This window comes from Mesorhizobium sp. STM 4661 (genome assembly GCF_000359125.1).
In the GTDB taxonomy this organism is placed as follows: domain Bacteria; phylum Pseudomonadota; class Alphaproteobacteria; order Rhizobiales; family Rhizobiaceae; genus Mesorhizobium.
In genome coordinates, this window is record NZ_CAAF010000028.1 from 32,145 (window position 1) to 54,514 (window position 22,370).

General features: G+C 60.2%; 19 protein-coding genes and 3 pseudogenes. 12 read left to right on the forward strand and 10 right to left on the reverse strand.

Going from position 1 to position 22,370, the window contains the following annotated elements; genetic code table 11:
- Positions 1-276: 276 nt before the first annotated feature.
- The 6 genes and pseudogenes from MESS4_RS31970 to MESS4_RS09085 form a co-directional block, all read right to left on the reverse strand.
- Positions 277-903: pseudogene (locus MESS4_RS31970) on the reverse strand (ISKra4 family transposase); the annotation flags it as partial.
- Positions 903-1,030, reverse strand: a pseudogene (locus MESS4_RS33385) (IS630 family transposase); the annotation flags it as partial. The pseudogenes MESS4_RS31970 and MESS4_RS33385, both read right to left, overlap by 1 nt.
- A 112-nt stretch (positions 1,031-1,142) precedes the next feature.
- A complete protein-coding gene (locus MESS4_RS09070) occupies positions 1,143-2,030 on the reverse strand; it encodes a dihydrodipicolinate synthase family protein (RefSeq protein ID WP_006329177.1) in 888 nt (295 codons plus the stop codon).
- An 18-nt stretch (positions 2,031-2,048) separates the two neighbouring features.
- Positions 2,049-2,687 (reverse strand): LysE family transporter, encoded by a 639-nt coding sequence (locus MESS4_RS09075; protein WP_010914002.1) that lies wholly within the window; start codon positions 2,685-2,687, stop codon positions 2,049-2,051.
- 80 nt (positions 2,688-2,767) lie between these two features.
- Positions 2,768-3,457, reverse strand: a complete 690-nt coding sequence (locus MESS4_RS09080) for a B3/4 domain-containing protein (RefSeq protein WP_036240975.1) — start codon at positions 3,455-3,457, stop codon at positions 2,768-2,770.
- A 399-nt stretch (positions 3,458-3,856) separates the two neighbouring features.
- Positions 3,857-4,609 (reverse strand): carbonic anhydrase, encoded by a 753-nt coding sequence (locus tag MESS4_RS09085; protein ID WP_006329183.1) that lies wholly within the window; start codon positions 4,607-4,609, stop codon positions 3,857-3,859.
- A gap of 668 nt (positions 4,610-5,277) precedes the next feature.
- Between MESS4_RS09085 and MESS4_RS09090 the strand changes: the two genes are divergently transcribed.
- Positions 5,278-5,922, forward strand: a complete 645-nt coding sequence (locus MESS4_RS09090) for an acyl-homoserine-lactone synthase (RefSeq protein WP_006329186.1) — start codon at positions 5,278-5,280, stop codon at positions 5,920-5,922.
- 453 nt (positions 5,923-6,375) lie between these two features.
- The gene (gene glmS / locus MESS4_RS09095) at positions 6,376-8,199 is read left to right on the forward strand and encodes a glutamine--fructose-6-phosphate transaminase (isomerizing) (protein WP_006329189.1); all 1,824 of its coding nucleotides are present in this window, start codon (positions 6,376-6,378) and stop codon (positions 8,197-8,199) included.
- 394 nt (positions 8,200-8,593) lie between these two features.
- Here glmS and MESS4_RS33390 read toward each other — a convergent pair whose 3' ends face one another.
- The 3 genes and pseudogenes from MESS4_RS33390 to MESS4_RS09105 form a co-directional block, all read right to left on the reverse strand.
- Positions 8,594-8,857, reverse strand: a complete 264-nt coding sequence (locus MESS4_RS33390) for a hypothetical protein (protein ID WP_006329192.1) — start codon at positions 8,855-8,857, stop codon at positions 8,594-8,596.
- Positions 8,858-8,958: 101 nt separating this feature from the next.
- Positions 8,959-9,154 (reverse strand): annotated as a pseudogene (locus MESS4_RS34465) (dihydrodipicolinate synthase family protein); the annotation flags it as partial.
- Positions 9,155-9,189: 35 nt separating this feature from the next.
- A complete protein-coding gene (locus MESS4_RS09105; protein WP_006329196.1) occupies positions 9,190-10,353 on the reverse strand; it encodes a porin in 1,164 nt (387 codons plus the stop codon).
- Between the two features lie 1,346 nt (positions 10,354-11,699).
- Between MESS4_RS09105 and hemN the strand changes: the two genes are divergently transcribed.
- Positions 11,700-13,025, forward strand: coding sequence for an oxygen-independent coproporphyrinogen III oxidase (gene hemN, locus MESS4_RS09110; RefSeq protein ID WP_006329200.1), 1,326 nt, complete (start codon positions 11,700-11,702; stop codon positions 13,023-13,025).
- A gap of 1 nt (position 13,026) precedes the next feature.
- On the opposite strand, the gene MESS4_RS31980 is transcribed toward hemN, so the two are convergent.
- Positions 13,027-13,317 (reverse strand): ZinT/AdcA family metal-binding protein, encoded by a 291-nt coding sequence (locus tag MESS4_RS31980; protein WP_081609675.1) that lies wholly within the window; start codon positions 13,315-13,317, stop codon positions 13,027-13,029.
- A gap of 302 nt (positions 13,318-13,619) precedes the next feature.
- Here MESS4_RS31980 and MESS4_RS31985 point away from each other — a divergent pair, with 302 nt between their 5' ends.
- From MESS4_RS31985 to trbJ, 9 genes are all read left to right on the forward strand, one after another.
- Positions 13,620-14,018 (forward strand): hypothetical protein, encoded by a 399-nt coding sequence (locus MESS4_RS31985; protein WP_006329204.1) that lies wholly within the window; start codon positions 13,620-13,622, stop codon positions 14,016-14,018.
- The gene (locus MESS4_RS09125; protein WP_027033449.1) at positions 14,009-14,398 is read left to right on the forward strand and encodes a hypothetical protein; all 390 of its coding nucleotides are present in this window, start codon (positions 14,009-14,011) and stop codon (positions 14,396-14,398) included. Before MESS4_RS31985 ends, MESS4_RS09125 begins: the two co-directional genes overlap by 10 nt.
- Before the next feature lie 661 nt (positions 14,399-15,059).
- Positions 15,060-17,090: a conjugal transfer protein TraG gene (locus MESS4_RS09130; RefSeq protein ID WP_006329207.1), complete on the forward strand. Its 2,031-nt coding sequence runs from the start codon at positions 15,060-15,062 to the stop codon at positions 17,088-17,090.
- Positions 17,091-17,208: 118 nt separating this feature from the next.
- Positions 17,209-17,622, forward strand: coding sequence for a hypothetical protein (locus tag MESS4_RS09135; RefSeq protein WP_006329210.1), 414 nt, complete (start codon positions 17,209-17,211; stop codon positions 17,620-17,622).
- Positions 17,619-18,587, forward strand: coding sequence for a P-type conjugative transfer ATPase TrbB (gene trbB / locus MESS4_RS09140; RefSeq protein ID WP_006329211.1), 969 nt, complete (start codon positions 17,619-17,621; stop codon positions 18,585-18,587). The genes MESS4_RS09135 and trbB overlap by 4 nt, the downstream gene beginning before the upstream one ends.
- A gap of 11 nt (positions 18,588-18,598) precedes the next feature.
- The gene (locus tag MESS4_RS09145) at positions 18,599-18,907 is read left to right on the forward strand and encodes a TrbC/VirB2 family protein (RefSeq protein WP_006329212.1); all 309 of its coding nucleotides are present in this window, start codon (positions 18,599-18,601) and stop codon (positions 18,905-18,907) included.
- The gene (locus MESS4_RS09150; protein ID WP_006329217.1) at positions 18,907-19,179 is read left to right on the forward strand and encodes a VirB3 family type IV secretion system protein; all 273 of its coding nucleotides are present in this window, start codon (positions 18,907-18,909) and stop codon (positions 19,177-19,179) included. The genes MESS4_RS09145 and MESS4_RS09150 overlap by 1 nt, the downstream gene beginning before the upstream one ends.
- Entirely contained in the window at positions 19,173-21,623 is a 2,451-nt protein-coding gene (gene trbE, locus MESS4_RS09155; protein WP_006329220.1) for a conjugal transfer protein TrbE, read from the forward strand. The genes MESS4_RS09150 and trbE overlap by 7 nt, the downstream gene beginning before the upstream one ends.
- Positions 21,620-22,345, forward strand: coding sequence for a P-type conjugative transfer protein TrbJ (gene trbJ / locus MESS4_RS09160; protein ID WP_006329222.1), 726 nt, complete (start codon positions 21,620-21,622; stop codon positions 22,343-22,345). The genes trbE and trbJ overlap by 4 nt, the downstream gene beginning before the upstream one ends.
- Positions 22,346-22,370: the final 25 nt, after the last annotated feature.

Here is a 22,370-nt window from a genome sequence, read left to right on the forward strand (position 1 = left end):
GCTAACCCGCTTGCGATCTCTGTGCATTGTATCTCCTGCGTGCAGCCCCTGCATTAAGCCAGCGTCGACGACCAGAGCCCATGTTCCACCAAACAAGGGTTAGCTTTCAAGAAGCTGATTGAACAAATTGATTGTTTGGATCGCACGCATCCGAACAATGGATGCAGCTAAATGCAGCGGCGGTTTTCGTTAGATGCGAGCGAGCGTCTCTTGGCAAGAACCACCGCGGGGCGCGGGCGAGGTGAGGGGCTGCACGCCAAGCGCGTCGGGACGGTCATCGAGGATCTGCGTGCGGGTTTGCAGCAGAAGATGTGCGCCGATCCTGCTCCACTGCATCTGCCGCTTGTTGGCGACCCGCTTGGAACGGCGTTGACGGTGGCCTTGACGAGGGCCGAAGAGATGCGATCTCCGGACCGCTAACGCTCGCCGTAATTAATCAGGCTGGCACTGTTGGAGGCGATGTAGGCCTGGTGAACTCGCCGATGGCGGTCAGGAACTTGCGCATGTTCGGCTAACCTGTTTCGAGACCTTCCGCGTCGAATTGCAGGTCGGCGATTTCGTGACGGGTCCGATAGACGTCAACATGCCAGAGATGCCATTTGATCCTGCGCAGAGTTTCGAGCAGGTCCTGTCCGGTCTGCTCGTCCTGGTTTTCGAGCCCTTGCACGAACTGCCGAAGGACCCTGATGCGCACGGTGATATGGAACCAGTCGGCGATTCTTCCCCACCGTCGGTGATGAAGGTGATATCCTGATTGGCTTGGACGGGCTGCTTCTTGAGATGGTCGAGAATGCGCCGTTGCGGCTCGCGATCATAGCCATAGACGAAACCGATGTAGCGCGGAGCACCCTCTTCAGGCAGCGAGCGGCCTACGATCAGCTCGAAATTCTACTTCCGGTCGTTTGGTCGCGGATGAAAGTTCGATGCGGCTGCAGAACGCGTTTGCGATGGCCGCCCATCTTCCCGGCGCTACCGGAGCACGATAACGTTGCGACCATTTCACCACCGAAGAGACCGCAAAGCCAAAGCGCGACCAACCCGATCCAATTCTGCGCCGCCCAACTTCCATCTCGAACGGTGCGCGGAACGCCCGCGCGCCGGGTGCCTAACTAGCAGTGGCACTGGGCATGCCCTGTGCTCGGCTATTCGAGCTTCTCCAATGCCTGCCTAATGTCATCTCCGGCGTCCTTCGGCAACGGCAAAATAGGGCGCGGTGGCTGGACGTGCGCCAGACCGAGGTAGTCGGCGATGACGAACATAACGCGGAAGCTGCCGTAGTGTTTGAACAAGGTCCAGAGCGGCCCGAAAGCGCGGTTCAACCGAGTGGACTCCACCGCGTCGCCGGACTGCGCTGCACGCGTCAGCGCCAGCGCCGGGACCGGCAGCAGACCTGCCGCAACGCTGTACCAGGTGTCACATCCGGCAAGCAGGGCATCCGCCGCGCCCCAATCGCCGCTGTATCCGATTGTGAACGTGTCAGGCGTCATCGACCGCAAACGTGCCAGTTCCCCCGCGTAATCGTCATTCGGCGCCAGAGGCATTTTCACCGCGACGATGTTGGACACCTCTGACAGCCGGGCGATCAATGCGTCGCTGAATGTGAAGCGCGTGGTGCTTGGATTGTTATATATGCACAAAGGCAATTCCCCCGCCTCGGCCACCGCGACGAAGTGCTGGAAGACTTCGTCCTCGTTCAGGGGAACGTAGGACATCGGTGCCAGGAGCAGGCCGTCAGCGCCAGCGGATTTGGCATCGCGCGCCAGAGCCTGAGCTTCATCGGTACGCAATGCACCCACACCCACGACAAGAGGCGTTTTGCCGCCGATGCATTCCACGGCAGCCTGAACGGCACGCTTGCGTTCTTCCCTGGTGAGGTAAGCATAACCGCCCGTGCTCCCCAGAAGGCCGATGGAGTCCGCTCCGGCGCGTTGAATACGCTCGAGAAAACGAGCCAGACCCTCGGTGTCGACATGCCCTCCCGCATCGGTTGGCGTAAGGGGGAACGCCGACAGGCCGTGAAACAAAGTCATCATCCATTCCTTTCGAAACTACATACGGGAAAGCAGCATACGCAGCCCGGCGAACGCGAAGAACATCGCCAACAGACTTTCGATCCAGCGGCGGCAGCGGCGATATAGAGCCACCATAGGCGGTGTGGAGAAGACAATGGCGTAGCCGCAGAATATCGTGACACTTAGGATGGCGCAGCCACCCAATATCGCCGCGATGCTTTGCCACGATGAATTCGGGCCGATCCCCAGCGTGACGAGCGCGATCCATGCCAGCACGGATTTTGGGTTCGCCAAATGCATCAAGAGGCCCTTCCTATAGAGCTCACCCCGCGAAAGAGCGACTTGGTCGGTCGATGCGCGCACCGCCAGCTTCTCGTTCGACGTAAGCGCCGACCGTCCCGCCCTGAAGGCGAGGAATAGCAGGTAAAGCCCCCCGAAAACCTGCAGAACGAGCAGTGCCTGGGCGTACCTGGCCAACAGGGCGGAGATGCCGGTGGAGGCCATAAAACCCCAAAAGATCGAGCCGCTGACGACGCCGGAGGCAAGCATGAGCGCAGCACCTCTGCCGCGCGCCATCGCAACCCCCATAATGCGCATGTTGCTCGGGCCGGGGCTCCCCGCGGCAATGACATATGCAGCAAAGACGATGAGCAACTGATGGAGATCGACATTCATTCTCTCAGCCCTGATCTCGATCGGATCGATCGCGCCGGATGCCCCGGGCGGCCATGGATCCACTCGCTCGACCGGAAACCTCATCCGGCGATGGCAATTTCTTGGTTCGCGATTTTGCAGCCAGGCATCAAGGCATTCAGCCCTCCGACCATGGCATCCGTCGCCTCTGCCAACGCATCGTCCGGCATGGTCTCCAACGCCTCCAGTACGAACCACATCCGGCCTGTTAGGGTCTTCAGGCGGGTTCGAGTGCCCTGTCGCCAGTTCCAGCGTCGGCAGGTGACGCCAATGTCGTCGCGCCAGATGACCTCACCGGGCAAGGGAGGATCGTTGACCGCCTCTCCATTCATCATGGTGTCGAACGTCTCACTCCCGTCAGCGATCGTCAGGTGGGGTCTTCCGACATAGGCGTCAAAATTCTCTCCACCCACCGGGACTGCGTATTTCAGGCTGATGGCGTTGTAGAGATCGACGATCGGGTTGATCGTCGAAAGAGTGCCGTCTTTCAGAACCCGCTTTCTGAGGGCCTGGGCTGAGCACGGCGTACGGTTAGGCTTCGCGCCAAAGACGACGTAGGCGTCGGACCAACTCGCCAGATGAGCTTCTGCCCAAGCCGGGCCATCCGCCAACGCACAATCGCAGGCTTCACCAAGCAATCGGGGATCGAAACGTCCTTCTCCAGCTGAAGTGGCATCGACGTAGACGCTCACGGCTCTAAATCCCGATCCAATATTCTTAATTCGACCGTCGATGATGGGACCCTCAAACATCCAGGCAAATCCATGAGTTCGAGCGCAAGCAATCCATGACCGGCGCGACCAGTCACGATCGCTTCCCTGACTGCAAGCCAATATTGCAGTTCACTGGTCCAAACTAAACTGCCACTTTTGGAGATTTTAATTGGTCCAGTATAAGGAGGGTTCTCGCAGCACGGGAGCGACGCGTCGAATTTATCAATCCCTGATCAAGCAGATCCAGGCCGGAGTGTACGGGTGTCGGTGACGCCACCCAGTTCTCCGCAAGCAAGCGGCCCACAAGTTCCCCATGATCCGGTCATGCTGTTGTGAACCCTAGGGCATTATGGTCGATGCCAGCGCCACCAGGGTGGCGTCGTACTGTTCGAAACCCCCCGATTGTTACCGCGGTTTTGCTTGACGCGCGCGATGACCTTAGCTGAGGCCTAGGATGAAGCGCCGATTGGAGGGACGGATCGACCGCGCGTTAGATGCGTAAAGCGTCGTAAACCGCTTGATGTCTGCGGTGTCGACCTCGACCGGTTCCATTGCAACCATCCACTCCACGTTTTCGGTGCAGGGCGGAGTCGTTAATGATCCCTCATAGGTCCAGTAGCCGAGCGAGGCCGGCAAAAGCCCGTTGGGATCGAACTCGTCAACTGCCATCTCCTCGCCGGGCCGGGCCGGAAAGACCTTGGCGAGACCGGCAAAGCTTTTATTTGTCGCGCCAGGCGTAAGAAGGGCGCTCAGCACACCCAGAGTATCGCTCTTTGTGTCTTTATGGACAAAATGCGCTTCCATCGGGAAGCTCATGCCCGCCACGTGATGCTCGCTCGGCGCGTGGAAATGCAACTGTGCCAGTTGGTAGACGCGATCCCCGCGGGTCAAGGTGCTGCCTTCCGGCATGTTGATTTGAATGGTGTGGCCGTTGTTCACCATCCTGCCGCCGCCCTTGAGCCAACTGATGTCGATGCGCGGAATATCCGCCTTTACCGTGCCGGCGATGTCGATGGGTGACTGCTGCCTGCCCGCCGAACAGGCGAAATTTCTCGTGTCCAGATCGGCCCAATGCTCCGGCCCGACCGAGCCGCCATATCCCCAATGGGCGCTGGCCGCACGCGCGGTCTGGGCGCAGATCGGGCACACGCCCAGCGCGATGAATGCTCTAATCAGGTTACGACGATGCATATTGCCTCGCTCCTTGATGCGAACCTTATGTCCTTGCTTCCAATTGGTGCAGTCAAGGCACAGCCGCAAGGGCGGGCGTAGGTTGAGCCGCGCCACCAGCGTACACGCCAGCCAGTCCTCGTCGAACTGGTAACTGGAAGAAGCGTCGCCGCCGGCGATCGTTGGAGGCTACGCTCGCCGGTCCGTGGAAATGGCTGGCGACGTGGCTCAGATCACCGTGCCGCCGCTGATCAGGCCAACAACCAGCACAGCCGGCGTCGCCGGTCCGGCTGTTACTCGGCGGTATGTGGCGCGTAACGTTGAAGCGGGAGTGTCGGGCAGGCAGTGCATTGCAAAGGATCCCCTCTTTGGCGAGACGAATTCCTCCATTCCGACCTCTCGGCCACCCACTGTGTAGCCTGCCCGCCACGCTCTTCAAGACCATAAAGGCATGGATAAAATTCGCGAATACGCCTTGGAAAGCAGGTCTCAAAGGCCAAGGGGACCTTCCATCTGGAAAATGCCAAGCAAAGCTCGCGTTCGGACGATCCATGCGGTTGCCAGGCTGGCTGCCTCCGGTCAGGCGAGATCCGGATCCTTCCGCGAGGATAGCTGTAAACGTCTACAGGCTGCATCGCTGTGCGCTTTGCCCTTCGATGGCGGGAACACAACCCGCACGGAGGCGACGAATGATTCAGCTGATCACACCTGGCCTCTACAGCGAATTCGCAGGCGAGCTCAAAGAGATGCACGGGCTCAGATATCGGGTTTTCAAGGAGAGGCTCGATTGGGAAGTTCAGACCGGAGGCGAAATGGAAACAGACACCTTTGACGACTTGAAGCCTGTCTATCTGCTGCTCAAGGGATCCGATTGGCGAATTCGTGGCTGCGTGCGCCTCTTGCCAACCACTGGGCCGACCATGTTGCGCGACACATTCCCGGCGCTGCTGGGTGAGGCTGTGGCGCCCGCGAGTCCCGACATATGGGAAAGCAGCCGTTTCGCGCTCGATTTGCCCCCATCAACGCCCAAGGCGGCAGGCGGCCTTGCCCAAGCAACCTACGAGCTCTTCGCCGGCATGATCGAATTCGGCTTGGCCAACAATCTCACCCGGATCGTGACGGTGACCGATACGCGTATGGAACGGATCCTTCGCCTCGCAACGTGGCCATTGTCGCGCATCGGAAAGCCGCAGCCCGTCGGCAAAACGGAGGCGGTGGCCGGGTTTCTCGAGATCTCTCACGCCAGCCTGTTGCGCATCCGCTGGAGGGGACGTCTGAATGGGCCGGTACTGTGGCGACCGATTCTCGGCCTGCCGCACGGCCCGTGCGGATAGCTAAGACGTGGTGCGTGGCCCCAGGGATCGGAAGAGGGTTTGCTTCTCTTCGCCGAAAGGAGTCATTGCGTCCGGCCTGGAGAAGCAAACCGAGGAATGATGCATGAAGCAGCGTCCGCACAATTGAAGGGCGAGATCAAAGAGTGCGGGGCTACCCATTCGCACTCGGCCCAAGTATTCCCCGTCTCCTCCGGCCGGCTTGCATGCTATTAACGCAGGTGAGGGCGCCGGCCATGATATGCGCAGCCCGTTGAAGGCGGAAGCGTACGCCCCGGTTCACATCACCCGCATTGGACTGAGGTTTAGTTCATCCATGGCGTGGATGATGGCTATCCCAACAATCAATTTTACCGAACTTACCGGATTCCATTAGAAGACTCTAACTGAGCGCATGCCGGGCGGCGTCCCTCGTCTGCGTCGGCTAAGGCTGCCGGGAAGAATTCGGAGAAGAACATGTGCGGAATTGTTGGCATCGTTGGGCAACAGCCGGTGTCGGAACGCCTGGTCGACGCATTGAAGCGTCTGGAATACCGCGGCTATGATTCGGCCGGCATTGCGACGATCACCGAGGGCACCTTGCACCGCCGGCGCGCGGAGGGCAAGCTCGTCAATCTCGAGAGGAGACTCAAGGAAGAGCCGCTGGGTGGTACCATCGGCATCGCCCACACCCGCTGGGCAACCCATGGGCCACCGACGGAACGCAATGCACACCCGCACTTCACGGATGGTGTGGCCGTCGTCCATAACGGCATCATCGAGAATTTCGCCGAACTGAAGGACGAATTGGCGGCGACGGGAGCCGAGTTCCAGACCGACACCGACACTGAGGTCCTTGCGCATCTCTTGGCAAGGCACCGCCGGGAGGGCATGAGGCGTGGTGAGGCGGTGCATGCCATGCTGAAAAGCGTCAGGGGTGCCTACGCGCTTGCCATCCTCTTTGAGGATGATCCGTCGACCATCATTGCGGCGCGCAATGGACCACCGCTGGCGATCGGTCACGGCGACGGCGAGATGTTCCTGGGCTCCGACGCGATCGCGCTTGCTCCATTCACGAATGAAATCACCTATCTCATCGACGGTGACTGGGCCGTTGTCGGCAGGACGGGCGCTGATATCTTTGATTACGACGGCCACCCCGTCGCGCGTCCGCGCCAGACCTCCGTGGCCGTGGCCACTCTGGCCAACAAGGGCAACCATCGCCACTTCATGGAGAAGGAAATCCTCGAGCAGCCCGAGGTCATCGCCGATACGCTCGGTCATTATATCAATTTCATCGAAAATGGTGCCGATGCGGTTTTTGGCATCGACTTCGCCAAGATCCCGAGCTTGGCGATCTCTGCCTGCGGCACCGCATATCTCGCCGGGCTGATCGGAAAATACTGGTTCGAGCGCTATGCGCGCCTGCCGGTCGAAATAGATGTTGCATCCGAATTCCGCTATCGCGAGATTCCGTTGTCGCCGCAGTCTGCGGCTCTGTTCATTTCACAGTCGGGCGAAACCGCCGATACGCTGGCATCGCTGAGGTACTGCAAGCAGCTTGGGCTGAAAATTGGCGCTGTCGTCAATGCGCGCGAATCGACCATCGCTCGGGAGGCCGATGTGGTCTTCCCGATCCTTGCCGGCCCAGAGATCGGCGTCGCCTCCACCAAGGCCTTCACCTGCCAGCTAGCCGCTCTTGCCGCACTCGCCATCCACGCAGCCAAGGCCCGCGGAACCGTGACCGAAGATGAGGTGCAGGCGCTCGTCGAGAGCCTCGCCGAAATGCCGGGCCTCATGAGGCAGGTACTGGACAGCATCCAGCCGGAGATTGAGCTTCTGTCGCGCGAACTGTCAAAGTGTCATCATGTCCTTTATCTCGGCCGTGGCACAAATTTCCCACTGGCGATGGAGGGTGCGCTGAAGCTCAAGGAGATTTCCTACATCCACGCCGAAGGCTATGCGGCGGGTGAATTGAAGCACGGTCCTATCGCATTGATAGACGAGAACATGCCAGTGATCGTCATCGCGCCACATGATCGCTTTTTCGACAAGACCCTCTCCAACATGCAGGAAGTGGCCGCCCGCGGAGGGCGCATTATCCTCATCACCGATGGAAAAGGGGCAGCCGCATCGAAACTCGATACGATGCGCACGATCGTGCTGCCGGCCACCGACGAGATTATCGCGCCGATGATCTTCTCGCTGCCGATACAGCTTCTTGCGTACCACACGGCGCTCTTCATGGGCACAGATCTCGACCAGCCACGCAACCTGGCAAAATCAGTCACCGTCGAATGATGTGACGCCTTCATTAGTCGCAACGCTCGCCCATTCGGAAAAACTCCAAGCACTTCAACCGGCGCTCAAGCGCGCCGCTACCGCCTTGCCGTTATTTGCTGGAGCATGCCGTTTAGCGACGATTGGTTATCCCTTTGGCCTCCCCTCATGCTGCTTGGCTGTGCCTACGGGCAAACCCGGTCGAGAAAAGCATCGAATACGCAGCAATAGCGCTAACCACAAAGCGATCCTCCTGCCGCATGCGGATAAAACCCTTCGCTGTCCACTATTTCGTCCTCGCTCGATGATTGCGGCTCGCCGCGGTCTTCGTCGGTGAGACGGTTGCCCTTTGACTTTGCCAGGCGCCAGCTGCGATGTGCGGGCTGTAGGAATCCCGTGTAACCTCGTTCTGGATCTAACGCTCACCGATAGGCCCGGCCAGTCGCAAGAGGACCGGGCGATGATCGGAGACTTCCAGGAACCGCTCGATGGTTCGGTCGAGCGCGAGGATCATGAAATCGTGGCCGCACGGCACGAGATTGGGCGAGATAAAGACATGGTCGATCAGCGACTTGAAGGGCGCTTTGACGCAGGTGATTTGCTTGTCCGAAGCATCCTGCGCGGCGAGCGCGGTCAGGCCGGCGGCGGTCAGCGCGGTCTCCGGAAGCCAAGGTTGCATTGAGTCGCCGCCGATTCAGTCGTTATCGAAGCTGGGATACTGGGCGAGTTCGGCGATTGCTTCGGCGATCACGCGCCCACCCATCTGCCGGCGGCCTCCACCGTGTCGCCGGACTGCGCCGCACGCGTCAGCGCAAGCGCCGGGACCGCCAGCAAACCTGCCGCAACGCTTTACCAGCTGTCACATCCCGGCAAGCGGGGCATCGGCCGCGCCCTAATCGCAGCTGTATCCGATTGCAAACGTGTCAGGGCTTATCTGCCGCAGGCGTGGCAGGTCCCCCGCATAATCGTCATTCGCCGCCTGAGGCCACCGAGATGAAGCTCTTCCTCCCGTTAGAATGAACGTTCGAAACGGAGGATGCCGCCGACACTGCTCTTTTTGTTGGCATTAGCCCAGCTAATGGAAGGGTCGACCTTGCCGACGGCGAAGTCGCCGTAGCGGTCATAGTCGAGTTCGGCTGTAATTGTGAAATCTGCAAGAAACGCATAGGCAACGTTTGCAGCGACACCATAGTTCCTGAGCTGATCACCCGAGAGCTGAAGATTCAACGAAGTTGTCTCATTGAGCTTGTAAGTGGCGCCGGCCCAGAAAGCCCAGTTACCGCCCCAGCTTTTGTAGAACCCGCGACCATGAGCGTCGATTGCGTTAGTGACGTCATCGTTGAGCTTGCCGCTGGAGCCGTAGCCGAACATTCCGAATAGCGAGAGTTGGTCGGTAACATCGACGTCGATGCGGACCTTGCCGGCGGCCGATTCGTAGTTGCTATCATAAGCGACAACGCCGGTGATCGCGCCCCAGTGTTGTGTGTATTTCACTCCGCCGACTAGGTGCGGAACGTAGCTGTCGATAGTGTCGACCAGACCCGAGCCTTCTTCGAGTGAAACCACAGCCGAAAAGCCGTTACCGGCGTCAAAGTAGTACTGAACCACATTAGTATCGAAGGCGCCGTACGGGATAAGCATCTGATTGAGCACGTCGCCCGCGTAGCCAATAAACATGTCGAAGGCGGACCAGTCCTTGCCAACTCGGAGGCCACCAAGCTGAACCCAGGCGAAAGTCAACGTGATGCCTTGGCTGAAGGCATAGTATCGAGGACTGTCCGAACCGGAATAGGCGGTGTGCTTGCCGTAGTTCATGCGGGTCTCGATGTAGGTCTGCAATGTACCGAGTTCGGTCTCTTGCCCGGTCCAAGTTTTGAATGTGAAGCGCGTGTGGTTTTGCCATATGCCCTGGGCCTCGCCAGTCTTCACATCCGTGGTTCTAGCTTTGTCATACGATACGACATCGCCGAGGCCGATGTCGTAACGGACATAGCCGCCGATGCGCAGGCAGGTCTCGGTGCCGGGGATGTAGTAGTAACCAGCGCCGTAAACGTCGCAGATCTTGACGTATTCAACGGGCTCAGGCTCGGCCAGGACGATGGCGTCGGCGGCTCGGGCACAGGAAACGGCGATCAGGGCCGCAGCTGAGCCGAGCAGGAGGCTCCTGATGTTCATTCTTGATCTCCGTTCAAATATTGAAGAAGGGGACGTCAACGAACGAGCCAGCCCTTCCTGTCCCCACAATCGAAAACGATGCACATCGCGCTGCGCCTATTGTAGTGTGACACACGGATCATAATAATTATTCAACAACAGGGGCGATGAAGCCGAATCATACTTCAACACGATAAGTTGTTGTTCTCACATCACTTGCTTGAAATGCCCGGGGAGGAATCAAACACTTCCGAGTCGATCGCCATGATTATCTCCGATAGCTGCGGGCGTACCGTCACAACGGCTTCGAAAATCACCCCGCAAATGACGTGCCAACCTCACGACCAAGCTACGATTGACACTCAAGTTTGCCGTCGGACCTTGGTTTGCGTTTCCTTTTTTGCTCTGAGGGTCAAGCTGAGCATGAAAAGCAAATGTTTCGGACATGGTTCGTCTGTTCGCTTCGCGACAGTATCGTTCAATGGCGATAGCTTTTGTTTGTTTTGAGCCTCGACATTGTTGACATCATGCGAGTGCACCGCTCGGTACGTCAGCCGAGATGCCCCACTGATGCCGACATGCCTAGGCGTAAGCGTCCTCGTTAGGGCGAGGGGCCACACCTCGGCGGTGGCGAGGTGCACCAGCTTTCCAGCTAGTCCGGACAAAGTGGTTCCGAAAGGCGGGAAGGTCGAGACGAGCCGTTGTAAGCCCCTCTCTGAATCGGAAGCCGTGCATGGGCCATTTTTGTTTTTACGGAAGCACATGCGAATTCGCTCGATTGTCAGTTGCGAGCGATGCTTGAGTTGCGCTTCACTCCGGCGCTTTGCCGGGCCTCAGGAGCGCGATTTGTCGGTGATCATGCGCCTGGCGTAGCGCTACTTTCTAAATTGGTTCATCAGGCTTGCAGCCTTGGCAGGGGCGGACCTGGACGGTCTCCTCGAGCACAATTCCCGCTCTGACAGACGGTGCGCCACGGCCAAAGCCTCGTGCCGGCAATTAATACGACGAACTCATCGAGATGCCAGGTATCGCTACGTGACGCCGTCTTACGCACCAGCCGGCGAGCAAAAGTCTGGTCCCAACGCCGAATCGACTGGTCGGATGCGGCATGCTGCGTTCCATCGGACGCTGAAGGGAGGGGATAGGATAGGATAGTAGCACCAAACGGTGTACGGGAAAGTCTCGACGGGAAACCCATGGCGCTTGTCGCTGACCAGCGCGTGCTCATACCATCGCTGTCCAGCCAAGGCTGAATGGGGCTATCGCTGCGAAATAATCGGGCCCAAAGCGGAACGGACTGATATAGCGCAAAGACACAGGAGAGCGCAGTGGTAAGGATGGAAGGCAACAACATGGGACGGTAACTGTTGCAGACCACAAAACATCGCGAAGCCCGCCTGCCTTGGTACACCATCTATCCGACTGTCGCGGAGTTCTCTGGGGCGGTCGGCGCCGACGCTTATGAGGAATGGCTCAGGAACCTACCGGCTAACGATCCGGCGTCACTCTACTTGCACGTTCCGTTCTGCCGATCAAAGTGCTGGTATTGCGGCTTCCCCACCACCATCACCCGCCATGATGCGCCGATCGTTAATTATCTGGCGGCGCTGCGTGACGAGATACGTTTGGTCTCGGAGCACGCGCCGCAGGCGCTGCCCGTGAGCGATGTGCATTTCGGCGGCGGAACGCCAACTCTCATGGGGCCAGTTGAGTTCCTCGCCCTGACGGAATTCCTGCGCCGCCACTTTGCGCTTGCGGAAACAGCTACGATCGCCGTCGAGATCGATCCACGCACGTTCACGGCCGATATGGCCGAAGCCTTGCAAGCAGCCGGCGTGAACCGCGCGAGCCTCGGCGTGCAGAGCTTCGATCCCATTGTTCAAAAAGCGATCAACCGGGTCCAGAGTGAGGCGCAGACGGCGGCTGCCGTCGAAATGCTGCGTCGGCATGGAGTGACAAGCATCAACTTCGACCTCATCTTTGGTCTCCCGCATCAAACGGTGCAGTCTTGCGTCGAGACCACGAGGGCGGCGGTCGCCATGCGCCCCAACCGGCTTGCGGTGTTCGGCTACTCGCACATTCCGTCCTTTATTAAGAATCAGCGCCTCATCGAGGAGGCATCGCTTCCGGGCAGCGCTGCCCGCGCCGAACAGGATGCGGCCATTGCCGTGACGCTGATTGCCGCCGGCTACCGAGAGATCGGGCTCGACCATTTCGCCTTGCCGGACGACGATCTCGCGCTGGCACAGAAAACCGGTCGCCTGCGGCGCAACTCGCTGGGCTACTCGGCCGACACCTGCAAAACCCTGATCGGTTTCGGCGCGTCGGCTATCGGGCGTGTTGGCGTGGGCTACGTCCAGAACGAGGTTACACGGGATTCCTACTGCCGGCACATCGCAGCTGGCCGTCTGGCGACGTCAAAGGGCTACCGTCTCACCGACGAAGACCGCGCGCGAGCCGCAATCATCGAGCGACTAATGTGCGATCTCGAGGCCGATGTGCCGGCAATCTGTGCCGCCCACGGATCTGATCCAATCCATTTTCTCGATTCCGCTGAACGCTTGGCGATGCTTGCCAAGGACGGGATTGTGGACATCGAAAAGGGTTTTGTCCGCGTACGGCGGCAGCATCGTTTTGCGATGCGCGTTGTCGCTGCCGCATTCGACGCTTTTCTCGACCGGGTTGCCCGCTGAGTCAGCCAAACAAGTGTGAGGAGGCCAAGGCGACGCCGAAGCGAAATTTGACGCCCATGCGGTTTCCTTTCTTCGAGGTCAGGATTTCACAGCCGTCGCCGGCGTAGCAGGCCTCAAGCGGCTTCCCGCCCTCGAAGAAAGCCACGGTGTCGCCATCGATCGTGATCCGCTCGAATTGGTGCGATAGCCGATCTCGTAGTAGGCGCGTACTCATCTGCGCTCTGGTCGCCGCTCTCCGCCTTATAAGCCATGACTGGATCGAGCGTTCCATCGTCAGGAAGGGATAGACCAACTGCCAATCCCGGACCCAAATTCGACAGGGCGCGCTGCTTGATCTGGTCGTCCTCAAATGTAGATCGGCTGGACCGCGGGATCGTGGCTATATGCGTGATCTTTCTCAGCTGCTTGATCGTGGATCTTGCCGCTCCCGCCGACGGCCACGATGTGGAAGGGCTTGCCCTCCACGGCGATCTCGCCGTTCCTGGTGAACGATCCCGCCGACACGATATAGGGCTTGAGGGTCGGTCACGACGATGTTGTCCCCTGCCGCGGCGATGCACGGCCGTGCCCGTCCATCGAATAGAGGTCGTGAGCTTGAGCGAGTTGGCGATCTTGCCAGCCACGAAGCTTGGCGTTCTGGTGACGCTCAACAAGGCGACCGCAGCAATGGAACGTGCTGCCAGAGAAGCCGAATCCGTTGAGGCGGGCGGCAAGCTGCGGCCGCGCGTGCAAATCTGTAGGGTCAGGGAACTATTGAAGGGCAGAAAGCCCACGCTTCCACCTGTCTATGACATTATCTCTGCCGCTGCCGCCCGGCAGGTGGCCGCCGCGGTTGCCAACGCGACAGGAAATACGGGACCCGCCGTCCTTCAAATATTCCATCGCCGGCAGCGGACAGAAAGCCACGAACGATCAGTCGCCGACACCTGTGAACAAGCCGTGTGCGACATTGCAATCATCCATTTATTGGCTCAACTGCCCACATGGCCGTGAATGAACTGGATTTGTTGGTTTTCCAGATGGCAGTGGAAAGCGTCCGCTCACTCTGCTTGAGCTTCAATGACAAAGCGGCGGAGATAGCCGCGAGGAGCCGCGGAAACCTGCTTTTCGATGTGCGGATCGATGATGACGCCGAGGTCCAACGGCTCGCAGCCATCCGATATCGAGGTGGGCAGATTGGTGTGGTGACGTTGGACAGACAAGGCCTTATTAGCCGCTACTGCGTCGTCGACGGTACCTTCTCCCGCTTCATTGCACCGTTGGAGAATTGGACCAACATGCCGGTGTCAATGCAGGCCAAAATCGATGTCACTCACCATGCCGGCCTCTTCCTAGGCGCGTTGCGAAATGCCGGTCATATGCTTCGCAACTAGGGCGGAACGCGTCTGTGGATCTTTGCACCCGCCTGGGCGTTTGAGCAGGCGGCTCATCGAGGTTCTGCAGCGCGCGGATGTGCCACGGCCGGGGTGATAGCCGCCTCTGCCCAACAGATCGCCGGCGAGGGCTTGTCGGACAATGAATGTCGTCAATTCACCGTCCGAGAAATGGTGTCTGGCTCACAAGAAGCACAGCGAATTGAGACTGAAACGCAGTCCAGCTGGGAAACCCAGCGCGAAGGCCGGAAGGTAACTTATCTGCGATAGAGGCAACGGGAAGGCGCCTTCCACTTATAAGGCAGCGCCCAATATGTCGGTACTCGCCTGAGGAATTCCCATGGCGGGCAGGGCTACCTCGCGATCCGATCTCGATAGGCTTGTTGTACCTCAGACCGGACTCGATGTTCAGAATTTCCTCAGCGGCTTGCCCGCACGCCACCGCCAGCTCCCCGACCACGTGCTCACGATAGGCACGACCGATATGAGTCCCCTTCGACATAGCAGTCCTCGGGAATGCGCGAATATTGATACACCTCGAAGGAGAGCAACGGCGCGCCAAACAGCCTCTCATCGCACCAAGTCGTACATAGGGCGCATTCCTGTTCCGGCCGTCCCGGGCGATGCTCGATCCATCTCTCCAGAACAGCGGAGCAAGCCAGTGACGCCCACGAAGCTTCTGATTGGGCAGATCGCCATTGTGTTCGCCATCGTTCTCCTCGGCGTGTGGGCTGCCACGCAATGGTGCGCTCATATGCTAGCCTTTCAGGAACAACTCGGCGCGCCATGGTTTGTCGCGGCTGGCTGGCCGATCTACGAGCCGTGGAAACTGTTGGAATGGTGGTTCCAATTCGATGCCTATGCGCCCGAGGTATTCGACAAGGCGGGCATGCTTGCGGGCACCAGTGGATTCATGGGCTGTGCCGCTGCGATCGCTGGTTCCCTCTGGCGCGCGCGCCAGCGCGGCTTGGTCACCACCTATGGCTCCTCTCGATGGGCGGCGACGCGGGAGATCGAGAAAGCAGGGCTGTTTCAGCCGGCAGGCGTCTTCCTCGGCAAACTGAAGGACCGGTATCTGCGTCATGACGGGCCTGAGCACGTCATGGCCTTTGCGCCGACACGTTCCGGCAAGGGCGTCGGACTGGTTGTCCCAACCCTTCTCTCCTGGTCCGGCTCGGCCGTCATTCACGACATCAAAGGCGAGAACTGGCAGCTGAGCTCCGGCTGGCGGTCGAGGTTCTCGCATTGCCTTTTGTTCAATCCGACTGATCCGCGATCGGCCCGCTACAACCCGCTGCTGGAGGTACGCAAAGGTTCGGACGAGATTCGCGATGTCCAAAACATCGCCGACATTCTAGTCGATCCGGAAGGCGCGCTGGAGCGGCGGAATCATTGGGAGAAGACCAGTCATTCACTCCTGGTCGGCGCTATCTTGCACGTGCTCTACGCCGAAGAGGAAAAGACTCTTGCCCGCGTCGCCACCTTTCTCTCGGACCCGCAACGCTCGTTTGCCGCGACTTTGCGGCGAATGATGACGACCAACCATCTCGGCGCGGCCAATAAGCCTCAGGTCCATCCCGTCGTGGCCTCGGCGGCACGAGAGGTGTTGAACAAATCGGAGAACGAACGTTCAGGCGTCCTCTCGACCGCCATGTCTTTTCTCGGCCTCTACCGTGATCCGACCGTGGCCGCGGTAACATCGGACTGCGACTGGCGCATTGCCGATCTGATGGATGCGGAGTGGCCGATGTCGCTCTATCTGGTCGTGCCGCCATCGGACATCTCGCGCACCAAGCCCTTGGTGCGACTGATCCTGAACCAGATCGGCAGGCGGCTGACGGAGCGCCTCGAGGGTGACCCAAAGAAGAGCCGCAAGCATCAACTGCTGATGATGCTGGATGAGTTTCCGGCGCTCGGTCGCCTCGACTTCTTTGAGACCGCGCTCGCGTTTATGGCCGGTTACGGAATTCGTGCCTACTTGATCGCGCAATCGTTGAACCAGATCTCCAAAGCGTATGGCGACAACAACGCCATTCTGGACAACTGCCATTTGCGAATTGCCTTTTCCTCCAATGATGAGCGCACGGCCAAGCGAATCTCGGACGCGCTTGGCACGGCCACGGAACTCAGATCCATGCGCAACTATGCGGGCCACCGGCTGGCACCTTGGCTCTCGCATGTCATGGTGAGCCGCCAGGAAACCGCCCGCCCGCTGCTGACACCGGGCGAGGTGATGCAATTGCCGCCCGCGGACGAACTGGTGCTGGTTTCGGGATTGCCCCCCATCCGGGCCAAAAAGCTGCGATACTATGAGGATCACAATTTCACCGAGCGGGTGCTGCCTTCGCCGGTGTTGCGCGACGGACCCTACGCGGACTGCCCGATGTCGCGGCCGGACGATTGGACTGGGCAAGTACGCGGCGTCGACCGTCGTCTTGCGTCTGACGATGAAAGCGCTGGCGCGGCGCTTGCGGACGAGGGAGGTGTTCAGCAGCAGCGCCATCCTGGCCTACCCGAAGAACATACCGCCGTCACCCAGGAACCGGACCAGGACGATCTGTCCAGACCCGCAGACGATGATAGCGAGGCGATGGCGGACAAGCGCGTCATGGACCGGATCTCCACCGTCGCAGGTGCCTATGGCATCAACGAGGGAAGGGGCGATGATAAGGATATCGTCCCCGGCTTCTGAACGCTTTCCGCAGCTCGGGCGTATCTCAGCGTAGATAACGGCCGTAAGCAATTTTGGGCATCTCGATAATGCTTGTTCCGCCGCCGGCCCGCCAGCGCCGGCCAGTTGGAACAAGCGCATGAAGCCCCACCGCATTCGTCACCAGTTTCTGCTCGAACCGGAATTGAGCGAGAAGCTGGACAACCTCAGCCGCGATCCCTCGACCACAAAATCCGCGGTCGTCGCGAAGGCCGTAGAAGCTTTCATTGAGCGGCGTGGCGAGAATGAACTCGATCGGCGCTATGGCATGAGGCTGGACCGTCTTTCCCGCGACCTCAGTCACGTCAGGCGCGATGTCGACATGACATTAGAAAGCTTGGCGCTCTTCATCCGCTTTTCGATCACGCTTCATGCCCACACGCCTGTTCCGGACAAGGCGACGCAGGCGATTGCTCAGGAGCGTTTCGACAAATTCGTCGAGCAGGTCGGTCGCCAGATCGCATCGGGGAAACGCTCGTTTGGCAAAGACAATGGCGGAGGAGGGGAAGGATGAGCGCTCATCCAGAGGCCGACCACCGACGCCGCGCCATGCTGCGCACCGCCATGGGTCCGACGATCACTGAGGCGCTGGCCGATCCATTGGTCATCGAGGTGATGGTCAATCCCGATGGTGCGCTGCGGCTCGACCGGCTGGGAGAAGGCCGAATCGATACGGCCGTGCATATGCATCCTTCCGAGGCGGAACGCATCATCCGCCTGGTCGCTTCCCACGTGCGTGCCGAGGCGCATGCGGACAATCCGATTGTCAGCGCCGAATTGCCATCGGGCGAACGCTTCGAGGGACTGCTGCCGCCTGTCGTGCTGGCGCCTTGCTTTGCCATCCGCAAACCAGCCGCAAAGCTCTACACGCTGGCCAACTATGTTGCGGATCGCATCATGTTGCCGCTGCAGGCCGATGCGTTGATAAAGGCAGTCCGAGAACGGCGCAACATCCTTGTCGCTGGAGGCACGTCGTCGGGTAAGACGACGCTTGCCAATGCGCTGCTGGCCGAAGTCGCCGAATGCGACGAGCGAGTGATCCTCATCGAGGACACCCGCGAACTGCAATGCGCAGCAAAGGACTGCGTTGCCCTGAGAACCAGGCGGGGCTCGGTCACACTCGCCGATCTCGTGCGCTCGACGCTCCGGCTCCGCCCCGACCGCATCATCGTCGGTGAAGTCAGGGGCGCGGAAGCGCTGGACATGCTCAAGGCATGGAACACCGGGCACCCCGGCGGCATCGCCACGGTTCATGCCAATTCGGCGCGCTCTGCCCTCTATCGCATCGAGCAGCTTGCACAGGAAGCTGTCGTCACCGTGCCGCGCCGCCTCATCGCCGATGCCATCGATCTCATCGTCTTCATCGCGGGGCGCGGCTTGTCGCGCCGCATCGATGCAATCGCTGAGGTCACAGGTCTCGACGGCAGCGGCGACTACGCCGTCACCCCACTCACGCCTCCGCAACTCCAGCAACTCTGAAAGGCCCCCTTATGAGCAAGAAGCTCCGCTTTCTTTCGTTTGCCGCGCTCGCGTTTCTTCTCACAGTTCCGGCGCACGCTGCCGGCTCCGGCATGCCTTGGGAACAGCCGCTGCAGCAGATCCTGGAATCGGTGCAGGGACCGGTCGCCAAAATCGTCGCGGTGATCATCATCATCACCACCGGCCTGACCCTTGCCTTCGGCGATACTGCAGGCGGTTTCCGCCGGCTGATTCAGATCGTCTTCGGCCTGTCGATCGCCTTCGCCGCATCGAGCTTCTTCCTCTCGTTCTTCTCCTTCGGCGGCGGGGCGCTCGTCTGATGGCCGCCGGAGTGCAACATATCGAGGGCTTCGAGGTTCCCGTTCACCGGGCATTGACTGAACCGATCCTGCTTGGCGGCGCGCCGCGGGCGGTGGCGATCCTCAACGGCACGGTGGCTGCGGCCATCGGACTAGGCTTGCAGCAATGGATTGCCGGGCTAGTGCTCTGGCTTGGCGGCCACACGCTCGCGGTCTTTGCCGCAAGGCGCGATCCCGACTTTGCCAGCGTGCTTGTCCGTCACCTTCGCCTGAGGGGATGGCTCGCATGCTGAACCTTTCGGAATATCGCGGCAAGGCCGACCGGCTTGCCGACCATCTGCCCTGGGCAGCACTGGTGGCGCCCGGCATCGTGCTCAACAAGGACGGCAGCGTTCAGCGGACTCTTCGGTTTCGCGGGCCCGATCTGGAAAGCTCGACCGAAGCCGAACTCATCGGCATCTGCGCCCGGGCCAACAATGCGCTTAGACGCCTTGGCTCCGGCTGGACATTGTTTTTCGAGGCCGAGCGCATCGAAGCGCTGGGCTATCCGTCCTCGCGTTTCCCGGACGCGGCGTCATGGCTGGTTGATGAAGAACGGCGTGCTGCCTTCGAAGGCAAGGTCGCGCATTTCGAGAGCCGCTATCACCTGACCTTGCTGTCCATGCCGCCACCGGACGCCCAGGCGCGGGCGGAAAGCGCGCTCGTCGACTCGCATCATTCAGAAGGCGAAAGAGACTGGCGCCAGGAGATGGCGCGGTTCCGTGACGAGACCGACCGTGTGCTGGATCTTCTGTCGGGCTTCATGCCCGAAGTGCGTCTGCTCGATGACGCCGAGACGCTGACATACCTGCACGACACGATCTCGACCCGCCGCCATCCGGTCGCCGTGCCGGAAACGCCGATGTATCTGGACGGCATCCTGGTCGATGTGCCGCTTACCGGCGGCTTGGAGCCGATGCTGGGTGAGCAACATCTTCGCACACTTACCATCCTCGGCTTTCCGAACCTCACCCGGCCCGGAATCCTCGATGCCCTCAATCATCAGGATTTCGCCTATCGCTGGATGACGCGCTTCATTCCGCTCGGCAAGACCGAGGCCACCAAGACGCTGACCCGCTTGCGCCGGCAGTGGTTTGCCAAGCGCAAATCGATCGTCGCAATCCTGCGCGAGGTTGTAAGCAACGAACCCGTTCCGCTCGTCGACAGCGACGCCGACAATAAGGCGCTCGACGCCGATGAAGCACTTCAGGCGTTGGGCGGCGATCATGTCGGCTTCGGGTATCTCACTGCAACGGTGACGGTATGGGACGAGGATCGCCAAGCCGCCGCTGAGAAACTTCGCGCGGTCGAGCGCATCATCAATGGGCTCGGGTTCACCACCATCCGCGAAAGCGTCAATGCGGTCGAAGCCTGGCTCGGCTCGCTGCCGGGTCATGTCTATGCCAACGTTCGTCAGCCGCTCGTTCACACGCTGAACCTTGCCCATCTCATGCCGCTTTCCTCGGTGTGGGCCGGTCCTGCGGCGAACGAGCATCTGGCTGAAGTCACTGGACGAGAGGCCCCGCCGCTCCTCATCGCCGAAACCAGCGGGTCGACTCCGTTCCGGCTTTCTTCTCATGTCGAAGATGTCGGCCACATGCTGATCGTTGGACCGACCGGCGCCGGAAAATCGGTGCTGCTTGCCCTGATCGCCCTGCAGTTTCGTCGCTATGCCGGCGCGCAGGTCTATGTCTTCGACAAAGGCAATTCGGCGCGCGCGGCAACGCTCGCCATGGGTGGAGAGCATCATGTCTTGGGTTCGGACGGTGCGCTTGCCTTCCAGCCACTGCGCAATATCGGTGATCAGGGTAAGCGCAGCTGGGCAGCTGAATGGATCGCCGGCCTGATTGCCCATGAGAACGTCACCCTCACGCCGGAGGTGAAGGAGGCGATCTGGTCGGCGCTCAACAGCCTCGCCACCGCGCCGGCGCAGGAGCGCACGCTGACCGGTCTGTCGGTCCTGCTTCAGTCCAATGCACTGAAGTCCGCCTTAATGCCCTACACGCTCGACGGTCCCTTCGGCCGATTGCTCGATGCCGATGACGATCGGCTGGCCTTGTCGGATGTGCAGTGCTTCGAGACCGAGGAGCTGATGCATAGCCAAAGCGCTGTGCTGCCTGTGCTCACCTATCTCTTCCATCGCCTTGAGGAGCGGTTCGACGGGCGACCGACGCTGCTCATGCTCGATGAGGCCTGGGTCTATCTCGACAATCCGCTTTTTGCTGCCCGCATCCGCGAATGGCTGAAGGTGCTGCGAAAGAAGAACGTATCGGTGATCTTCGCCACGCAGTCGCTTGCCGACATCGCCGGCTCTGCAATAGCGCCGGCGATCATCGAGAGCTGCCCACAGCGCATTTTTCTCCCCAATGATCGTGCCGTGGAACCGCAGGCACGGACTGCCTATGAGCGCTTCGGTCTCAACGACCGGCAGATTGAACTGATCGCCCGGGCCACGCCGAAGCGGCACTACTATTTGCAGTCGCGCTGCGGCAACCGTCTCTTCGAGCTCGGGCTCGGCCCCATCGCGCTTGCACTTTGCGGCGCCTCGGGTCCAGCCGCGCAAAGCCTGATCGACAGGGTCCTGTCCAAGCACGGGCAGGACAGCTTTGTCTTTCGCTTCCTCGGCGCCCGCGGCCTGGATTGGGCGGCCGAGCTTCTCCAGCAATTCCCTCAACCAACCAAGGAGCAATCGTCATGATGCGGCGCCGCTTTCTCTCGGGCCTGATCACCCTTTCGTTGATCGCCAAGCCGATGGCCGACTACGTGCAGCCGGCCTACGCGCTCATCGTGTTCGATCCGTCGAACTACGCACAGAACGTGCTCACGGCGGCGCGCTCGCTGGAGCAGATCAACAACCAGATCCAGTCGCTCCAGAACCAGGCGACCGTGCTGCAGAACATGGCACGCAATCTTCAGGGTCTGGATTTTTCTTCCGTGGGTCAGCTTACCGGCTCGCTCCAACGGATCGACGGTCTGATGGACCAGGCGAGTGGCCTGAGCTTTGATCTCAACAAGCTTCAGGACCAGTGGCGTAATCAATATCCGGAAAGCTACGACGCCACGATCAAGGTCAGCGATGTGGCGAGCGCCGCACGTGACCGCTGGCAAAGCGCAATGCAGGCATTCCGTCAGACCATGGGTGTTCAGTCGCAGATCGTCGAGAATGTTCGCGGTGATGGTGACCTGCTTGCCGATCTCGTCAACCGCAGCCAAGGCGCGGCCGGTGCGCTTCAGGCAAGTCAGGCCACCAACCAGCTCCTTGCGCTTTCGACCAAGCAGCAGATGCAGATCCAGACGCTGCTCGCAACGCAGTTCCGCGCTGAGGCCGAGGATGCGGCGCGCAAGGCGCAGTCCGAGGAGGCCGCGCGCGAGACGACAAAGCGCTTCCTCGGCACAGGCAGGGCCTATCCCGGCAACTGATCACCAATCTCTTGACGACGAGGAA